General features: G+C 67.8%; 18 protein-coding genes. 8 read left to right on the forward strand and 10 right to left on the reverse strand.

Annotated features, from left to right (window positions below; translation table 11 throughout):
* Positions 1–51: 51 nt before the first annotated feature.
* Positions 52–615, forward strand: a complete 564-nt coding sequence (locus AC5Y7V_RS19790; RefSeq protein ID WP_499881722.1) for a TetR/AcrR family transcriptional regulator — start codon at positions 52–54, stop codon at positions 613–615.
* Here AC5Y7V_RS19790 and AC5Y7V_RS19795 read toward each other — a convergent pair.
* On the reverse strand, positions 612–2,204 hold the full coding sequence (locus AC5Y7V_RS19795) for a DHA2 family efflux MFS transporter permease subunit (protein ID WP_499881723.1): 1,593 nt from the start codon (positions 2,202–2,204) through the stop codon (positions 612–614). The two genes, AC5Y7V_RS19790 and AC5Y7V_RS19795, sit on opposite strands and share 4 nt — an antisense overlap.
* A gap of 183 nt (positions 2,205–2,387) precedes the next feature.
* On the opposite strand from AC5Y7V_RS19795, the gene AC5Y7V_RS19800 reads away from it, so the two are divergent.
* Positions 2,388–3,092, forward strand: a complete 705-nt coding sequence (locus tag AC5Y7V_RS19800) for a DUF2334 domain-containing protein (protein ID WP_499881724.1) — start codon at positions 2,388–2,390, stop codon at positions 3,090–3,092.
* A gap of 48 nt (positions 3,093–3,140) precedes the next feature.
* Complete coding sequence (locus AC5Y7V_RS19805) at positions 3,141–4,805, forward strand: FAD-binding dehydrogenase (RefSeq protein ID WP_499881725.1); 1,665 nt, start codon at positions 3,141–3,143, stop codon at positions 4,803–4,805.
* A 92-nt stretch (positions 4,806–4,897) separates the two neighbouring features.
* Here AC5Y7V_RS19805 and AC5Y7V_RS19810 read toward each other — a convergent pair whose 3' ends face one another.
* Entirely contained in the window at positions 4,898–5,536 is a 639-nt protein-coding gene (locus AC5Y7V_RS19810) for an MBL fold metallo-hydrolase (RefSeq protein WP_499881726.1), read from the reverse strand.
* Between AC5Y7V_RS19810 and AC5Y7V_RS19815 the strand changes: the two genes are divergently transcribed.
* The 3 genes from AC5Y7V_RS19815 to purQ all read left to right on the forward strand — a co-directional run bounded on the left by AC5Y7V_RS19815 (position 5,513) and on the right by purQ (position 7,219).
* On the forward strand, positions 5,513–6,244 hold the full coding sequence (locus tag AC5Y7V_RS19815; protein ID WP_499881727.1) for an ATPase: 732 nt from the start codon (positions 5,513–5,515) through the stop codon (positions 6,242–6,244). The genes AC5Y7V_RS19810 and AC5Y7V_RS19815 overlap by 24 nt on opposite strands.
* 64 nt (positions 6,245–6,308) lie before the next feature.
* Positions 6,309–6,548, forward strand: a complete 240-nt coding sequence (gene purS, locus AC5Y7V_RS19820) for a phosphoribosylformylglycinamidine synthase subunit PurS (protein WP_066937110.1) — start codon at positions 6,309–6,311, stop codon at positions 6,546–6,548.
* Positions 6,545–7,219: a phosphoribosylformylglycinamidine synthase subunit PurQ gene (gene purQ / locus AC5Y7V_RS19825; protein WP_499881728.1), complete on the forward strand. Its 675-nt coding sequence runs from the start codon at positions 6,545–6,547 to the stop codon at positions 7,217–7,219. The genes purS and purQ overlap by 4 nt, the downstream gene beginning before the upstream one ends.
* A gap of 27 nt (positions 7,220–7,246) precedes the next feature.
* Here the strand turns inward: purQ and AC5Y7V_RS19830 are convergent, their stop codons facing one another.
* On the reverse strand, positions 7,247–8,062 hold the full coding sequence (locus AC5Y7V_RS19830; RefSeq protein WP_499881729.1) for a lysophospholipid acyltransferase family protein: 816 nt from the start codon (positions 8,060–8,062) through the stop codon (positions 7,247–7,249).
* A gap of 110 nt (positions 8,063–8,172) precedes the next feature.
* Positions 8,173–8,643: a hypothetical protein gene (locus AC5Y7V_RS19835; protein ID WP_499881730.1), complete on the reverse strand. Its 471-nt coding sequence runs from the start codon at positions 8,641–8,643 to the stop codon at positions 8,173–8,175.
* Positions 8,644–8,763: 120 nt separating this feature from the next.
* Here AC5Y7V_RS19835 and AC5Y7V_RS19840 point away from each other — a divergent pair, with 120 nt between their 5' ends.
* Positions 8,764–9,162 (forward strand): VOC family protein, encoded by a 399-nt coding sequence (locus AC5Y7V_RS19840; protein ID WP_499881731.1) that lies wholly within the window; start codon positions 8,764–8,766, stop codon positions 9,160–9,162.
* Here AC5Y7V_RS19840 and AC5Y7V_RS19845 read toward each other — a convergent pair.
* The 6 genes from AC5Y7V_RS19845 to AC5Y7V_RS19870 form a co-directional block, all read right to left on the reverse strand.
* The gene (locus AC5Y7V_RS19845) at positions 9,156–9,623 is read right to left on the reverse strand and encodes a cupin domain-containing protein (protein WP_499881732.1); all 468 of its coding nucleotides are present in this window, start codon (positions 9,621–9,623) and stop codon (positions 9,156–9,158) included. The two genes, AC5Y7V_RS19840 and AC5Y7V_RS19845, sit on opposite strands and share 7 nt — an antisense overlap.
* Positions 9,624–9,626: 3 nt before the next feature.
* The gene (locus tag AC5Y7V_RS19850) at positions 9,627–11,081 is read right to left on the reverse strand and encodes a dihydrolipoyl dehydrogenase family protein (RefSeq protein WP_499881733.1); all 1,455 of its coding nucleotides are present in this window, start codon (positions 11,079–11,081) and stop codon (positions 9,627–9,629) included.
* A 3-nt stretch (positions 11,082–11,084) separates the two neighbouring features.
* Positions 11,085–11,771, reverse strand: coding sequence for a haloacid dehalogenase type II (locus AC5Y7V_RS19855; RefSeq protein ID WP_499881794.1), 687 nt, complete (start codon positions 11,769–11,771; stop codon positions 11,085–11,087).
* Between the two features lie 46 nt (positions 11,772–11,817).
* The gene (locus tag AC5Y7V_RS19860) at positions 11,818–12,864 is read right to left on the reverse strand and encodes a zinc-binding dehydrogenase (RefSeq protein WP_499881734.1); all 1,047 of its coding nucleotides are present in this window, start codon (positions 12,862–12,864) and stop codon (positions 11,818–11,820) included.
* A gap of 164 nt (positions 12,865–13,028) precedes the next feature.
* Positions 13,029–14,360 (reverse strand): TetR/AcrR family transcriptional regulator, encoded by a 1,332-nt coding sequence (locus tag AC5Y7V_RS19865; protein ID WP_499881735.1) that lies wholly within the window; start codon positions 14,358–14,360, stop codon positions 13,029–13,031.
* 77 nt (positions 14,361–14,437) lie between these two features.
* Positions 14,438–15,310, reverse strand: a complete 873-nt coding sequence (locus AC5Y7V_RS19870) for an alpha/beta fold hydrolase (RefSeq protein WP_499881736.1) — start codon at positions 15,308–15,310, stop codon at positions 14,438–14,440.
* Between the two features lie 151 nt (positions 15,311–15,461).
* Between AC5Y7V_RS19870 and AC5Y7V_RS19875 the strand changes: the two genes are divergently transcribed.
* Positions 15,462–16,178: an SDR family oxidoreductase gene (locus tag AC5Y7V_RS19875; protein ID WP_499881737.1), complete on the forward strand. Its 717-nt coding sequence runs from the start codon at positions 15,462–15,464 to the stop codon at positions 16,176–16,178.
* Positions 16,179–16,187: the final 9 nt, after the last annotated feature.

Below are 16,187 nucleotides of genomic sequence, written 5' to 3' on the forward strand. Positions count from 1 at the left end.
ACGATAGGCGGCGATCTAGTCACCGTCAAGTTCGGTCGGTATTCTGGCCCCGTGACCCGGCCCAATTACCACCACGGCGACCTGCGCGCGGTGATCCTCGCTGAGGCCGCGCGCCTGGTGGCCGAGCGCGGCGCCGACGGGATCTCGCTGCGGGAGTTGGCCCGCAGCGCCGGCGTCTCGCACGCCGCGCCCGCTCACCACTTCACCGATCGGCGCGGGTTGTTCACCGCGCTGGCCACCGAGGGTTTCCGGCTGCTGACCGGGGCGCTGGCCGAGGCCCGCGGCCGCTTCACCGACGCCGCCCTGGCCTACGTGCGGTTCGCCCTCGAGCATCCCGGCCACTATCAGGTGATGTTCAACAGGTCGCTCCTGGACCCCTTGGACGCCGAACTGGCCGCGGCCGAGGCCGCCGCCGGGGCCGAGCTGTCCCGCGGGGTCGCGACGCTGCGGGATCCCAACGCGCAGGCCGATCCCGCCGCCGCCCAATTGGCGGCCTGGTCACTGGTGCACGGGTTTTCGACGCTGTGGCTCAACGAGGCCGTCAACGCTGCGATCAAAAAGGCCGATCCGATGGACACCGTGATGCGGATCGCGACCATGCTGTTCGACGGCTAATCCTCGCCGGCCGTCTCGATCGCGGGCTGCTTCGGCAGGAACATCGCCGGGATCACCGTCAGCGTCACCAACACGGCCGCGATCACGAATACCGTTGTGTACGCATGCGAAAGGTCGTGCAGCACGTTGCCGGCGAAGCCGGGCGCGAGCGCCTGCCGGGGTATCGCGGCCGGGTCGACCGGCGCCCCGGCGGCCTCCGCCTTCTGTTGGAGGGCCGCGAGTTTGTTTGCCGCGGAGATGTTCTCGCTGCGGTTGGACTGGTTGGTGAGGATCATCGACATCAACGCGGTTCCCATGGAACCGCCCACCTGATTGCTGACGCTCATCAGCGTTGTGCCGCGGGCGATCTGGTGCGGTGAGAGCGCCTGCACCGACGCGACGGAGAGCGGCATCATGGTGCAACCCATGCCCAGGCCCATGATCGCCAGGGCCACCAGCAGCGTGGGCAGGTAGCCCGCCTGCCGGGCCACCCCGAACGCGAAGGCGCCCATTCCGGCCGTTATCAGCGCGATGCCGATCAGCACGATCTTGCCCGGGCCCTGCCTGTCCACCAGTGGGCCGGTCAGCCGCATGGTCAGCATGGCGCCCAGGCCCTGCGGGATCAGGTGCACGCCGGCCTGCATCGGCGTTTGGTGCAGCACCTGCTGGAAGTAACTCGGCAGCAGCAGGCCCGCGCCGAAAAAGGCGGCGGCGAACAGCAGCATCGTCACATTGGCCTGGCTGATCACCTTGTTTTGGAACAGCCGCAGGTCGATCAACGGATGGTCCAGACGGCGCCGCGCATGCACGACGAACGCGGCGATCAACGCGAGGCCGACGGTCGCCGGTATCAGGACGCGACGATCGGCCACCGTCCCGCAACGCGGGACGGACGACACCGCGAACAGGAACGTCGCCAGCCCGGGTGACAGCAGCAGCGCGCCGACAACGTCGAAGGTCTCCGAGCGCGACGGGTGATCCCCGGGAAACACGATCGCCGCCAGAATCAGCGTCAGGAGCCCGATCGGCAGGTTGATCAGGAAGATCCACCTCCAGCTGGAGGTGTCGATGAGCCAACCGCCCAGGATCGGCCCACCGATCGGCGCGAGCAGCATGGGGATGCTCAGGATCGACATCAGCCGGCCCAGGCGCCGGGGACCCGCCTCGCGGGTCATGATCACGAATCCCAGCGGCATCAGCATGCCGCCACCGATACCCTGCACCACGCGAAACACGATGAGCTGCACGATCGTTGACGCCACCGCGCACAGCAGCGAGCCCAGCGCGAACGCCACCACCGATCCCATGAAAAGCCGTTTGGTGCCGAATCGGTCGGCAGCCCAGCCGGTCAACGGAATCACGGTCGCCAGCGCCAGCGTGTAGCCGGTCATCGTCCAGGCGACGACGGCCTGAGAAGAGCCGAACTGGTCGATGAAGGTGCGTTGCGCGACCGCGACGACGGTGACGTCCAGGATCGCCATGACCGTGGCGAGCAGGCATACCCCGGAGACTCGGAACAGCCTGGCGTCCAGCTTGTCCGGGTAGACATGGGCGCCCGGATGCTGGGGGGGAGCGGTGGGCGGCGAGCTGTCCATGACGTTGCTTAGCATATCGAATCGATCCACGGAGAGGGGCCGGAACGCGTTTGCTGTCGGGGCCCGGCGGGGGCGGCTCGTTCGCGGTGTTTTCCCGCCCTGGGCCATCCTCGACGGGCTTCGCGGCCTGGGCCGATATACGCCTGCCGTCTGCGTGTCCTTCACCATCCCGACACCTGGAATCGTCAAACTGCAGGTGTGTCTGGAAAATTGATCGTCTCGGTCTCGGGGATCGGTGAACGTACCCTGGGCGACGTCGAGGCGTTCTGCGCGCAAATGGATGCCCGCAAGGTGCCGGTTTCGTTGCTGGTAGCTCCCCGGCTCAAGGGCGACTACCGGCTCGACCGCGACCCGCGCACCGTGGAGTGGCTGACCGCCCGTCGGGCCGGCGGCGACGCCATCGTGCTGCACGGCTACGACGACCCCGCAACCAAGAAGCGGCGCGGCGAATTCGCGGTGCTGCGCGCGCACGAGGCCAACCTCCGACTGATGGGCGCCGACCGGGTGCTCGAACACCTCGGGCTGCGCACCCGGCTCTTCGCGGCGCCGGGCTGGGTGGTCTCCCCGGGCGTGGTCAAGGCATTGCCGCAGAACGGATTTCGGCTGCTCGCCGATCTGCACGGGATCACCGACCTGGTCCGGCACAGCACCGAACGCACCCGGGTGCTGGGCATCGGCGAGGGCTTCCTGACCGAGCCGTGGTGGTGCCGCATGGTCGTGCTGTCCGCGGAGCGGATAGCGCGCCGCGGCGGCATCGTGCGGGTCGCGGTCGCCGCGCACCAGTTGCGCAAGCCCGGGCCGCTGCAGGCGATGCTGGACGCCGTCGACCTGGCGTCGATGCACGGCTGCACCCCGACGGTTTACCGGTGGCGGTCGGACCGGGCCGTCCTCGACGCGGCCTGACCCAGCGTCCGGTCAGCTCTCCGGACGGGCGCATTACCCTGTTCGGACATGAGCGATTCTTCGGCGGGGTTCGCCGCTGACGCGATCATCGTCGGTGCCGGTCTTTCGGGTCTGGTGGCCGCCTGCGAGTTGGTGGAGCGCGGCCTGCGGGTGCTGATCCTCGAGCAGGAGAACAGCGCCAATCTGGGTGGCCAGGCCTTCTGGTCGTTCGGCGGCCTGTTCTTCGTCGACAGCCCGGAGCAGCGCCGCCTGGGCATCCGCGACAGCCACGAATTGGCCCTGCAGGATTGGCTCGGCACCGCGGCGTTCGACCGGCCCGAGGACTACTGGCCACGCCAATGGGCGCACGCCTACGTCGATTTCGCCGCTGGGGAGAAACGCAGCTGGCTGCGCGGCCGGGGGCTGAAGATCTTTCCGTTGGTGGGCTGGGCCGAGCGGGGCGGGTACGGGGCACAGGGGCATGGCAATTCGGTGCCCCGCTTCCATATCACCTGGGGCACTGGGCCGGCGCTGGTCGAGATTTTCGCGCGCCGGCTGCGGGACCGCTCGTCGGTGCGCTTTGCCCACCGACACCAGGTCGACGAGCTGATCGTCGAGGGTGACGCGGTGACCGGCGTCCGTGGCACCGTGCTGGAGCCCTCGGCCACGGCGCGCGGCGTGCCGTCGTCGCGAAAAGCGGTGGGGCAATTCGAATTCCGGGCGTCCGCGGTGATCGTCACCAGCGGCGGCATCGGCGGAAATCACGAGCTGGTGCGCAAGAACTGGCCGGCGCGGATGGGCCGCGTCCCCGAGCAGCTGCTCAGCGGCGTGCCGGCGCACGTCGACGGCAGGATGATCGGCATCTCCCAGCGGGCCGGCGCGCGGGTGATCAACCCCGACCGGATGTGGCACTACACCGAGGGCATCACCAACTACGACCCGATCTGGCCGCTGCACGGCATCCGCATCATCCCGGGCCCCTCGTCGCTATGGCTGGACGCGTCCGGCAAGCGGTTGCCGGTGCCGCTATATCCCGGATTCGACACCCTCGGAACGCTCGAGCACATCACCAAGTCCGGACACGACTACACCTGGTTTGTGTTGAACGCCAAGATCATTGAAAAGGAGTTCGCCCTCTCCGGCCAGGAGCAGAACCCCGACCTGACCCGACAGAGCGTGCGCGAGTTGCTGCGCAACCGGGCCAGCTCCGGACCCCCGGCACCGGTGCGGGCCTTCATCGACCGGGGCGCGGACTTCATCAGCGCGGACTCGCTACGCGAGCTGGTGACCGCGATGAACAAGCTGCCTGACGTGGAACCCCTGGACTACGCCACGGTGGAGGCCGAGGTGACCGCCCGGGACCGCGAGGTGGCCAACCGGTTCAGCAAGGACGGCCAGATCACCGCGATCCGCGCCGCGCGCGACTACCTTGGCGACCGGCTGGGCCGCGTGGTGGCGCCGCACCGCCTGACAGATCCGAAGGCCGGGCCGCTGATCGCCGTCAAGCTGCACATCCTGACCCGAAAGACGTTGGGCGGCATCGAGACCGACCTGGCCGGGCGGGTGCTGACGGCCGACGGCACCCCGCTAACCGGGCTGTACGCCGCCGGCGAGGTGGCCGGATTCGGCGGCGGCGGCGTGCACGGCTACCGGGCGTTGGAGGGCACGTTTCTGGGCGGGTGCATCTTCTCCGGGCGCGCCGCCGGCCGCGGCGCGTCCGACGACATTTCGTAATCCGCCGGTGGTGTTCGCCGGGCCTGCCCGGCCACCAGACGCAGAATCGCACTGATTCGCCTGAAATCGTGCGATTCTGCGTCTGCTCGCCCCTAGAAGGTGACCGCGCTCTCTTCGGGCAGCACCTGGAAGTCGGTGGTGGTCATCTCGGTGAGCCGGCCGTAGTAGATGCCCCGCGCGTCCGGGGCGATGATCCCCTGATGAATGGGCACGGCCCGCGCCGGCGCCACCGCGCGCAGGTAGTCGACGGCCTCGGCGATCTTCATCCATGGTGCCGCCGCCGGCGCGGCCAGCACGTCCACCGGCTCGTCGGGCACGAACAGCGCGTCACCGGGGTGCATCAGTCGCGCCGCATGGCCGCCGTCGCCGACCAGAAACGAAATATTCTCTATCACAGGGATTTCCGGATGGATCACGGCGTGTCGACCGCCGACGGCGCGGACGGTCAGCTCCCCGATCTGTAGCTCGTCGCCGACGTGTACCGCCCGGCAGGGCGTGCCCAGCTGCTCGGTGGTTTGCGGATCGGCGTAGAGCGCCGCATCGGGGTTGCCCTCGAGCAGCGCGGGCAACCGGGTCACGTCGACGTGGTCGGGGTGCTGGTGGGTGATCAGGATGGCCGAGAGACCGGTGATTCCCTCGAAACCGTGCGCGAAGGTTCCGGGATCAAAAAGCAAACGCGTGTTGTCGAACTCGGCAAGTAGGCAGGAATGGCCGAAGTGCGTAAGTTGCATATTTACGATTGTGCCCTGACGGGGGTGATGCCGATGCGGGTGATCCTGGCGGCGATGGTTGCTGTCGGCGGCTTCGTGGTGACTCTGATCGTCGCGGTACCCGCCCATGCAGACCCGGAGACGTGCCCGACCACCTGCGACCAGATCCCGAACAGCGCCTGGATCCAGCAGCGTGCGGTGCCGCTGGACTCGGTGTACAACTGGCCGGCGCTGGCCGGTTCGTCGGTTCCGTTGACGGGCACCGGAACGGCGAGGTTTCGGTTCGAGGACCTGTGTGGCGCACCGGAGGCGCCGCAGGACGCCCGCGCTTCGGCGGTCGCGGCGCGCGTCACGATCACCCACCCGGACGGCCAGTGGCAGTTGCAGGCCGAGATCCTGCACTGGCGCGGTGACACGGCCCGCGGCGGCCCGACGGCGGCGTCGGTGTTCAGCAACGCGGTCGCCGCCCTGCGCGGCTGCCAGCAACGGGCCCCGGCGCAGTCGCCGTCGATCACCAGCGACGAGCCGAACCGGATGGCCGCGGTCGTCAGCGGCCCGGTGGTCATGCACACCTACCTGGTGGCCCACGTGGCTAGCAGCACGGTCAGCGAGCTCACGCTGTGGTCGCAGGGGCCGCCGCAGGTGTCCTGGCCGGCGATGGCCGACGACCCGGTACTGAATTCCATGATCGCGCCGCTGTGCGACGCCTATATCGCCTCGTGCCCGTGATCGGCCGTCGGCACGGCTCGCCGGTAGAGTTGGGTGCCGAGATGAGCCCTGAGGAGGAGCGCCGGTGAGCCGGGTGGTCGTTCATGTGATGCCCAAAGCGGAGATTCTGGACCCGCAGGGTCAGGCAATTGTCGGCGCGCTGGGTCGGCTCGGCCACCCGGGGATCTCGGATGTGAGGCAGGGCAAGAGGTTTGAGCTCGAGGTCGACGACACGATCGGCGACGCCGAGCTCGCCGAGATCGCCGAATCGCTGTTGGCCAACACCGTGATCGAGGACTGGACGATCAGCCGGGAGCCGCAGTGACGGCGCGGATCGGCGTCATCACCTTTCCCGGGACGCTTGACGACGTGGACGCCGCCCGCGCGGCGCGGCGCGTCGGCGCTGAGGCGGTCGCTCTGTGGCACGCCGACGCCGACCTGAAGGGGGTCGACGCCGTGGTGGTTCCCGGCGGCTTTTCCTACGGTGACTACCTGCGCGCCGGCGCGATCGCCAGGTTCGCCCCGGTGATGGCCGAAGTGGTCGACGCCGCGGGCCGCGGAATGCCGGTATTGGGAATTTGCAACGGTTTTCAGGTGATCTGCGAGGCCGGGCTGCTGCCCGGGGCTCTGACTCGCAACGCGGGTCTGCACTTCGTGTGCCGCGACGTGTGGCTGCGGGTGGCGTCGACGTCGACGGCGTGGACCTCGCGTTTCGAGCCCGGCGCGGACCTGCTGGTGCCGCTGAAGTCGGGCGAGGGCCGCTATGTCGCGCCCGCCAACGTGCTCGACGAGCTGGAGGGCGAGGGCCGGGTGGTCTTCCGCTACCACGACAACCCCAACGGCTCGCAGCGCGACATCGCCGGCATCAGCTCCGCCAACGGTCGCGTCGTAGGGCTGATGCCGCATCCCGAGCACGCCATCGAGGCGCTGACGGGGCCCTCCGACGACGGCCTCGGCCTGTTCTATTCGGCGTTGGACGCCGTGCTCGCCGCCTAGCCGTAAACCCCCGCCGCACAGCGCAATTCAGCCCAGAACCGGGAAACGGCGCTGGTCCGCAAGCCGTTGCAGCGTGGCCTCCATCACCGCGCGCACGTGCATGTCAACCTCGTCGACGTCGGGATTCTCGCCAAAGCGTGCGGTGACGTCGATGGGTTCGAGCACCTCGGTGACGATCTTGGCCGGCAGCGGCACGTTGGGCGGAAAGACCACGCTCAGGCCGAATGGGAGGCCGAAGCTGACCGGCAGGATGTTCATCCGGGCCTTGGTGAGCCGCAACGTGCGCGCCATCCAGTTTCCGCGGGTCAAAAACAGCTGGGTCTCCTGGCCGCCGATGGACACGGTCGGCACGATCGGCACCCCGGCTTCGATGGCGGTCCGTACGTATCCGGTGCGCCCGTCGAAGTCGACGATGTTCGCGTTGAAGGTGGGCCTGTAGGCGTCGTAGTCCCCGCCCGGAAAAACCAACACGATCGCGCCCGAGTGCAGCGCCGCCGCGGCGTTTTCCCGATTCGCCTCGATGACGCCGAGGCGGCGCAGCCAGCCGTCCAGGGGGCCTATGAACAGGCCGTAATGGGCCAGGGTGTACACGGGGCGTTCGTAGCCGAACTTGTCGTAGAACGCCGGCGAGAAGATGAACACGTCCGGCGTGAACATGCCGCCGGAGTGATTGGACACCACGAGCGCCCCACCGGTCGACGGGATGTTCTCGAGATTTCGCACCTCGGCGCGGTACCACCGCTTGACGAGGGGCCCGAGGGCTTGGGCGACCCCTCGCGTGAAGTCCGGGTCCCATTTGGCGGTTTCGCGGTTCTGGACCGCCCGCCGTTGCCTACCTGTCACTCGCTACGGATTGCCGATGTGACGTGTGCCCTAAACCTAGGCGCCGAACGTAACGCCGCCGCGAAATACCGCCCACAATTTCGCCGTGGCGCTACGTTCGGCACCACCCCTCAGCCGGCGTCACACAGCAACGGGGGCGCCGTCGGCGGTAACTCGACGACGGGGGCCAACTGCCCGAAGAGGTCGATCGCGTCCGCGATGGCGGCGTCGACGAAGGCGGCGAAGTCCTCGAAGGCGACGCCCTTGCGGATCCATTGCGACCTGCGCGCCACCACTCCGATGCGCTGCGGGTCGGACGAGCCGTGGACGACCGCGATGACCTCACGGTCCTGCGCGTTCCAGGTGTCGGCGAAGTGCATCAGCCAGGGACGGTCGGCGGCGGGAAAGAAGCACGCGGGCGTCACGCGAACGATCAGCACGTCGCCCTGCGTCGGGCAGACCTCGAGGTGGACGTGCAGCCGCCGCGGACGGGTGTTCGCGACGTAGAAAAACTCGCCGTCGTGCCGACCCCGGAAATACCGGCTGCCGCGCGTGCACAGATAGCGTTCGACCAGGTTCGCGCAGACCGGCTCGGTAGTCATGAGATCGATGGTGAGGCCCTTGGCTTTGCGGATCCTTTGAGCCGAGCTAGCCGGGACCGAAGAAAATGTTGAGAATTGGCTGAGCGTGGGGCAGCTGCGCACCGACGAGGAGGGTCGAGGGTGGGCTTCGCGGTGGAACGTATCGACCATATCGTGTTGAACTGCAACGACGTTGAGGCCACGGCTTCCTGGTACGAGCGGGTGCTGGGCATGAGGCGAGAGACGTTCGGACCGTCGCGGCGGACCGCCGTGTCGTTCGGGAACCAGAAGATCAACCTCCGACCGGTCGGGGCGCTTACCGACGACCCGGACTGGATGACCGGGTCCGTCGAAGCTGCGGGCTCCGCGGACCTGTGCTTCGTCACGCAGGCGACGCCGGACGACGTTCGCGACCACCTCGCCGCGTGCGGGGTGGACATCGTCTCGGGGCCGGTAACGAAGATCGGGGCGCTGGGGCCGATGACCTCGCACTACTGCCGTGATGTCGACGGGAACCTCATCGAAATCGCCATCTACTGAGCGTCTTTCAGCGGATACAGCTCGGGCAGGTTGATGACGATGGCCTCTTGGGTGCTGCGCGCGATCACGACTTCCGCGGGGCAGTTCGGGTCGGGATTCTCTTCCCGGTGCGGCAGATACGGCGGGATGAAGACGTAGTCGCCGGGCGCGGTCGCGATGCGCACCTCTTGGACGCCGTCGTGGAAGACGAACTCCGGATTGCCGCTTCGCACGTAGATCGCGGTCTCCGAATCGCCGTGATGATGGTTGTCCGAAGCGGAACTCGGCGCGGCGTGTGTCTCACCCATCCACAGCTTCTCGGCGCCGACCGACTTGCCGGACAGGGCGGCGAACCGGCGCAATCCTTCCGATTGTGCGGTGTCGGGACTGATGTCCGCCGCCTTGATGTGGTGCACGCGGTGGCGCGTCACCTCGGTGGTCGTGTCGTCGAAGTCGGGGTGAAACCCGTCTGCGGTGGCCATGGGTCAATTATCGTCCGCCGCGTCCCGATAGGCCTCGAGCAGCCTGAGCCACACTTCGCTGATCGTCGGGAAGCACGGCACGGCGTGCCACAGCCGGTCGACGGGCACCTGGCCGGCGACGGCGATGGTGGCCGAGTGCAGCATCTCGGTGACCCCGGGGCCGACCAGTGTGACGCCCAGAACGTGGCCGCGATCCAGGTCGACCACCATCCGGGCCCGACCGGTGTACCCGTCGGCGTAGAGGTTGCCCCCCATCACGACGTCGCCGATTTCCACATCGGCCGTGCGCACGCGGTACCCGGCTTCCTCGGCCTGCCGCGCGGTCAGCCCGACGGCCGCGGCTTCCGGGTCGGTGAAGAAGGCCTGCGGCACGGCGTAGTGGTCGGCGGTGGTCGCGTGCACGCCCCACGGCGCGGTATCCAACGGCGCTCCCGCGGCGCGGGCCCCGATCGCCGCACCGGCGATGCGTCCCTGGTATTTGCCCTGATGGGTCAGCAGGGCCCGGTGATTGACGTCGCCCGCCGCATAGAGCCAGCCGTCCTCGACGGCCCGTACCCGGCACGTGTCGTCGACGTCGAGCCAGCTGCCCGGCGTCAGTCCCACCGTGTCCAAGCCGATGTCGTCGGTGAGCGGCGTCCGGCCCGTGGCGAAAAGCACCTCGTCGACTTCCACTTCGGATCCGTCACCTAATTCGAGGACCACTCGCGCGCCGTCGCGCCGGCGCAGCGCGCGGACCGATTTTCCCACGCGGACGTCCACGCCCGCGTCGACGAGCCCGCGGCCGATGAGTTCACCCACGAATGGCTCCATGCGGGGCAACAGGCCAGATCCGCGAGCGAGGAGGGTCACTTGTGCGCCCAATCCTTGCCAGGCGGTGGCCATTTCGACGCCCACGCCGCCGGCGCCGATGACGGCGAGTCGCTCCGGGACATGGCTGCTGTCGGTGGCCTGACGGTTGGTCCACGGTCTGGCCTCGGCGATGCCCGGCAGGTCGGGGAGCGCGGGCCGGCTTCCGGTGCAGACGACGACCGCGTGCCGCGCGGTCAGTACCGGCCGCTCGCCGCCGGGGGCGGTGACGGTGACTCGGCGCGGACCGTCCAACCGGCCATGGCCGCGAATCAACGTGGCACCGATTCCCCTCACCCAGTCGGCCTGGCCCGTGTCGTCCCAATCGCTGACATAGCGGTTGCGGCGGCCGAAGACCCCCGCGCTGCTGATGGATCCGTTGACCGCCTCGCGCGCGCCATCGACCCTTCGGGCGTCCGCGACGGCAATCACGGGGCGCAGCAACGCTTTACTGGGCACGCAGGCCCAATACGAACATTCGCCTCCGACCAGCTCGCGCTCGACCACCCCGACACTGAGACCCGCCGCCCGCGCACGCTCCGCCGCATTCTGGCCGATCGGCCCGGCGCCGAGCACGACGACGTCGTAGTCCTGTTCGATGACCGCCGCCATACGTCAGCGCCTCCCCTCGATGAGCCGCTCGGCCAGCTGGCGGAGGTCATCCACGACGATGTTCGGTTGCGGCAGCCCGTCGACCGGCAGCGGTGGATTGCCGGGTCGGGTGATGAGAGCGGAGCTGAAGCCGACGTGTTGGGCGCCGAGCGTGTCCCAGACGTGGGCGGCCACCATCATGCATTCCGCGGGTGCCACCCCGAGTGTGTCGCACGCATGGCGGTACACCACCGGAGCGGGCTTGAAAGCGTGGCAGGCGTCGACGCTCAACTGGTGTTCGAAAAAACCGGCCAGCCCCGAATTCTGCAGCGCCGTCGGCCCGTTCGGGTTGGGCGGCGAGTTGGTCAGGGTTACCAGGCGAAATCCGTTGTCGCGCAGGGTGGCGAGCCCCTCGGCCGCGTCCGGGTGCGCCGGCATCGTCAGCAGGCCGTTCTTGAGGCTTTGCAGGTCGTCTTCCGTGACGGCTACGCCGTGGATGTCACCGAGCATGCGCAGGACGCCCTGCGCGAGCGTGGAGAAGTCCACGTAATTGCCCGCCAGCGTGACGGTCATCGAGTACATGACGAGCTGACCGAACCAGTCGCGCAGCACCCGTTCGTCGCCGAACTTTTCCACGAAAAGCGGTGCCAGAGAATCGATATCAACGAGCGTCTCATTCACGTCGAAGACGAGCACGGACGGCCTGGTAATGGGCATGGCTAACTTTCACGTTCGGTTGGTGGGTGAACATCCGGCCTCAGTCCATCACTACCACCACCTTGCCGCCAGCTTCTCCGGACTCAGCCACCCGGTGGGCTTCGTGAATCTGGTCGAACGAAAAAACGCGCGCCGGCGTCGCGTCGAGTTTGCCCTCCGCCACCTGCCGTGCGATGTCACTCAGCGGCACGTCAGACACCGGGAAGCCGGGATTGCCAAAGACTGGGCTGGCGAAGAAGGTGAAGTTCACGCCGCTGGCCATCCGCGCGAGCGGGTTGAAATCGCCGATGGGTGCGAGTCCGCCGAGCCACCCCGCCAGACATGCGGAACCGCCGCGACGCAGCATGTCGAGCGAGTCGAGGATGGTGCTGTTACCGACGAAATCGAGCACTGCGTCGATGCGCTTCGCCTCGGCGATATGGGCGGCGAGGTCGCGGCGCTCCAGCTCGACGCGGGCGGCGCCCAACCTCTCCAGCATGGGAAATCGCTCGCGGCCGCGCGCGGTGGCGATGACGTTCGCCCCGGTGGCCACGGCCATTTTGAGCGCCGCCTGGCCCAACGCCGACGTCGCGCCGCGGATCACCAGCGTCTGTCCCGCCGTCAGTTGGAGGTTTCGGAAAAGGCACGTCCAAGCGGTTGCGTACGTTTCCGGGAGCGCAGCGAGCTGCGACCACGGCAGGTCCGAATCGATCAGGGTGACGTTCGCCGCGCGCACGCGGGTGTACTCGGCATAGCTGCCGTTGATCGTTCGTCCAAGTCCGCCCATCAGGGCCGCCACCTTGGCGCCGACCGGGAACTCGCCCCCGGGGCACGCATCGACGATGCCGACGCATTCGATGCCGCTGACTTCGGCGGCTTCCGCCCATTCCCCGCGGCGCATGTGGATCTCGGCGTGGTTGATCCCGAATCCCTTGACTTCGATGACGACCTCGCCGCCTTTGGGCAGTGGCTTGGGGATGTCGGTATAGACGAGGTTGTCGAGTCCGCCGAACCCCTTGAGGATGATCGCGCGCATGGTGTCCCCGCCGGGCTGCTCCCGCACCACCGCCGGTGCGGTGGGCAACTGGGGTGAAGAGATTACCGACATTGCTTCCTCTTTCTGAAATCCGTTGGTGGCCTTCGGATATGGACATTCAGCGTCGAACCGACGCGATGATTCCCCGCCCGCCCGCAGTTGTTGAATGGGCCATCTAACCCATTATTATGGGCCACCAGACCCAATCTGTCCAGGGCGCGCAGGTGACGACTCAGTCAGGCTTTACGCTTGCCGCGGGTCTTGCGGGATGCGGGTGCGAAGAAACGCACGTAGTCGACGGCGGCACTGACGGCGGCCCGCATCGGTTCCGGATCACCGGTGGCATAGGTCACCGTCGCGCCGCCCTGGTGTGCGAGGACCAGCGACGCGGCGAGGTGTCGCGGGTCGGCGTCGGGCCGCAGATCTCCGCGGCGCCGCATCGCCGTGAGGCCGGCCTGAAAGAGCTCGATCCACTGGTCGTAACCGGCGGAGAGGTCGTCGTGCACCTCGTCGTCGGCGTCGATCAACTCGCCCGCCAATGAGCCGTAGACGCAACCGCCGACGCGGTAGACGGTGTCGACGTCGGCCGCGACGGCGTCGGCCCACGATTGCAGGGCTGCGAGGCTGTCCAGCGCGCCCAACGCCGGTCGGGTGTGAAATTCCCGTACGTCGTCGCGGCGCGCGGCGATGACGTGTCGGGTCAGATCGCGTTTGTCGCTGAAGTAGTGGGAGATCTGCGAGCCGCCCACCCCGGCGCGGCGCCGCACCTGTTCGATGCTGGTGTTGGCGACGCCACGCTCGAACATCAGCCGCGCGGCGACTTCGACAATCCGCTCCCGTGTCGCCAGCCCCTTGCGAGTAAGCGGTGATGCGTTGTCGTCGTTGGCCTTTCGTCGTACCGCGCGACCCCGCGCACGGCGAGCGGGGCGCGGAGCCCGTTCGGCGGCATCGGCGGCGAACATGCGTAGATAGTTGACCGCGAAACGAACGGCGTCGGCGTGCGGCCAATCCGCTCGATAGGTGAAGGCCAGGGTGCCGCCCCCCTGATGGGCGCTGACGATGACCATCGCTATGCGTCTCGGGTCGGCATCCGCGACTAGAACACCGCAGTCCTTCATGCACCGGACGGACTCTTCGAGCAGCTCGACCCACTGCCAATATCCGGCCCCCAGCGTTTCGCGGGTCGCTTCGTCGGACTTCGCCAACTGCGCGGCCAGGGCGTGGTAGGTGGGGGTGCCGAAGTATCCGATGTGTCGGAGGTAGCGCATGTTGAGGTCGATCCACCGCTCGTAGTCGTCGAACGACTGCAGGCCGTGGAGCCGCGGCTGGCGGTGAAAGCCCAGAACCACGCCGATCTGGCGCTTGATGACCGCGCGGATCAGCGCGCTCTTATCCGCGAAGTAGTGCGCGAGCTGAGAGCCGCTGACCGAGGCGGCCCTGCGCACGTTCTCCATGTTCGCCGCCGACAGGCCCTCGGTGACGATCAGCTGGGCGGCCGCCTCCACGATTCGGTCGCGGGTGGCGCGCCCCTTGGCGGTCAACCGTTGTTCCTCTTGAACATCGGCCATCGCGTCAGGCTAGCCCGCGGGCGGCGCGAACTATGGGATATTCATCCCATTGATGGGCCGTGCCGACCGCGGACCGGTCAGGCGGCCACGGGGACCCTGGTGAGGAAGTCGCGGATCAGCTCGGCGACTTCGTCGAGTGCGGACTCGAGCAGGAAGTGTCCGCCGTCGAGCAGGTGGATCTCGGCATCGGGCAGGTCGTCGGCGAATGCTTGCGCGCCCGCCGGGCCGAAGATTTCGTCGCCCCGGCCCCACACCGCCAACAACGGCACCTGTGACGCGCGGAGGTACTCGTGCAGGCGCGGATATAGCGGTGCGTTGGTGGCGTAGTCGCGCAGCAACTTCAGCTGCACTTCGTCGTTGCCCGGACGAGATATCAGCGCGTAGTCGTGGTACCAGGAGTCCGGGTCGACCAGGGTCTCGTCGGGGACGCCGGTGACGTACTGCCACCGGGTGGCGTCCAGCGTGAGGAACTGCCGCACCGCGCCCTCGGTGTCGGTCGTCGGCTCATTTTGGTAGGCCCACAACACTTTCCAGAAGCCCTCGACGAATCCCGCCTCGTAGCCATTGCCGTTCTGCGTGATGATCGCGGTGATGGCGGAGGGATCGCGCAGCGCCAGGCGCCAGCCGATCGGCGCGCCGTAGTCCTGTACGTAGATGGCGTATCGGTCGAGGCCGAGCGCGCGCAGGAGACCCGCGGTCAGGTCGGTGAGCCCCTCGAATGTGTAGTCGAACGCGTCCACGGGCGGCGCGTCCGAGAGGCCGAAGCCCAGGTGGTCGGGCGCGATCACGTGGTAGCGATCGGCGAGCGCAGGAATCAGGTGGCGGAACATGTACGAGCTGGTGGGAAAGCCATGCAACAGCACCAGCGCCGGCGCTGCCGGATCGCCGGCCTCGCGGAAGAACAGCCGATGACCGTCGACGGTGGCGTATCGATGATGAACAGCCGGCATGGCTTCCTCCCTTTTTTGGGTTACATGACCCATTATGCACCAAAATCGGCGTCACGCAACAGCCTCGGGTGGCTGGACGGGTTGGCATTGGAGCCGCAAGCGGCATATTCTGGGCTGACTATCCCATTTTTATAAGAGGAGCGCGCGCACGGTGGGTGACACGTTGCGGGACAAAACGGTCGTAGTGGTCGGGCGCGGGAGCGGGATCGCCCGTGCCATCGCCATGCTCGCGCAGGCGGAAGGCGCGCGGGTCGTCGTCGCCGGACGGGATCGGGCCAAACTGGCCGCCGCCTACAGCGACGGTGACATCAGCGCCGAGGCCGTCGACATCACCGACGACGAGTCGATCGCCGAGCTGGCCGGGAGGCTGGGCGAGGTCGACCACGTGGTATCGACCGCCTCGGCTCGTGCCCGTGGGAAGCTGCGCGACCTGGACCGGCACAAGCTGCGGCTCTCTTTCGACACCAAGGTCATCGGACCCACCATGCTGGCCAAACACTTTGCGCCGCAGATCAAACCGGGCGGATCATTCGTGCTGTTCTCGGGTGTGCATGCGTTCAAGCACAACGTCGGCTATCTCGGGGTCGGCATCACCAACGGCGCCGTCGACTTCCTCACCCGCTGGCTTGCCGTCGAACTCGCCCCCACGCGCGTCAACGCGATCTCGCCCGGAGTCATCGACACCGGGGCCTGGGATTCGCTCGGCGACGACGGCAAGCGCGAGTATTTCCAGCACATCGCCGACGGCAACCCGACGCGGCGCATCGGAACCACCGAAGACGTCGCAAGCGCCGCGCTGTTCGCGATGACCAACACCTTCATGACCGGTATGACATTGAAGGTGGACGGCGGTGAACCGCTGGTCTGAGTTTGGCGG

Source organism: Mycobacterium sp. NGS34, from assembly GCF_059812845.1.

Excerpts from the sequence above, each read along its gene's own strand:
- AC5Y7V_RS19865 (WP_499881735.1), bottom strand. The coding sequence starts at position 14,360 with ATGGCCGATGTTCAAGAGGAACAACGGTTGACCGCCAAGGGGCGCGCC.
- AC5Y7V_RS19805 (WP_499881725.1), top strand. The coding sequence starts at position 3,141 with ATGAGCGATTCTTCGGCGGGGTTCGCCGCTGACGCGATCATCGTCGGT.
- AC5Y7V_RS19870 (WP_499881736.1), bottom strand. The coding sequence starts at position 15,310 with ATGCCGGCTGTTCATCATCGATACGCCACCGTCGACGGTCATCGGCTG.
- AC5Y7V_RS19845 (WP_499881732.1), bottom strand. The coding sequence starts at position 9,623 with ATGGCCACCGCAGACGGGTTTCACCCCGACTTCGACGACACGACCACC.
- AC5Y7V_RS19835 (WP_499881730.1), bottom strand. The coding sequence starts at position 8,643 with ATGACTACCGAGCCGGTCTGCGCGAACCTGGTCGAACGCTATCTGTGC.
- AC5Y7V_RS19795 (WP_499881723.1), bottom strand. The coding sequence starts at position 2,204 with ATGCTAAGCAACGTCATGGACAGCTCGCCGCCCACCGCTCCCCCCCAG.
- AC5Y7V_RS19810 (WP_499881726.1), bottom strand. The coding sequence starts at position 5,536 with ATGCAACTTACGCACTTCGGCCATTCCTGCCTACTTGCCGAGTTCGAC.
- AC5Y7V_RS19860 (WP_499881734.1), bottom strand. The coding sequence starts at position 12,864 with ATGTCGGTAATCTCTTCACCCCAGTTGCCCACCGCACCGGCGGTGGTG.
- AC5Y7V_RS19850 (WP_499881733.1), bottom strand. The coding sequence starts at position 11,081 with ATGGCGGCGGTCATCGAACAGGACTACGACGTCGTCGTGCTCGGCGCC.
- AC5Y7V_RS19815 (WP_499881727.1), top strand. The coding sequence starts at position 5,513 with ATGGCCGAAGTGCGTAAGTTGCATATTTACGATTGTGCCCTGACGGGG.